The organism is Chondromyces apiculatus DSM 436 (assembly GCF_000601485.1).
GTDB lineage: Bacteria > Myxococcota_A > Polyangia > Polyangiales > Polyangiaceae > Chondromyces > Chondromyces apiculatus.
On record NZ_ASRX01000176.1, the window covers coordinates 1 to 737 of the forward strand.

The window sequence follows — 737 nt, forward strand, 5'->3', positions numbered from 1 at the left end:
CCGCCCCCACCTCCGCCGCCGCCCCCACCTCCGCCGCCGCCGCCCCCGTACGTGCGCATCAACCCCGACAGCGCCACCGCCTGTCCCGCGGGCATGGTGCTGGTCGACGGCATCTACTGCCCTTACGTCGGCCACCGCTGCATCAGCTACCTCGACGAGTCCAGGGACGTCTGCCAGCGCTTCGCCCCGGAGGTCCTCTGCGAAGGCCGCCTCGAACACCGCCGCTACTGCGTCGACGTCTACGAGTACCCGAACCTCGCCGGCGTCCAGCCCGCGGTCATGGCCGACTGGAACGACGCCCAGCGCGCCTGCGCCACCGAGGGCAAGCGCCTGTGCACGGTCGAGGAGTGGGAGTTCGCCTGCGAAGGCCCGCAGATGTGGCCCTATCCCTACGGCATCGAGCGCGACCCCACCGCGTGCAACATCGACCGACAGATCTCCGAGCCCACCCTCGAAGCCTTCTCGAACCCCTGGGAGATCTCCGAGGAGGTCGAGCGCCTCGACCGCCGCGTCGCCTCCGGGGAGCGCCCCCGCTGCGTGAGCCCCTTCGGCGTGCACGACATGACTGGCAACGTGGACGAGTGGGTGATGAACGAGCAGGGAAAGACCGACGAGAAGCCCTACCGCTCCACGCTCAAGGGTGGCTACTGGGGGCCCATCCGCGCGCGCTGCCGCCCCGTGACCTCCACACACAACGAGTGGTTCAGCTTCTACCAGGTCGGCTTCCGCTGCTGCGC

1 protein-coding gene is annotated in these 737 nt (G+C 70.0%); it reads left to right on the forward strand.

What is annotated here, in order from left to right:
- Window positions 1-93: 93 nt before the first annotated feature.
- The coding region (locus CAP_RS43315; protein ID WP_231512046.1) for a formylglycine-generating enzyme family protein at window positions 94-737 on the forward strand (644 nt) is incomplete at its 3' end.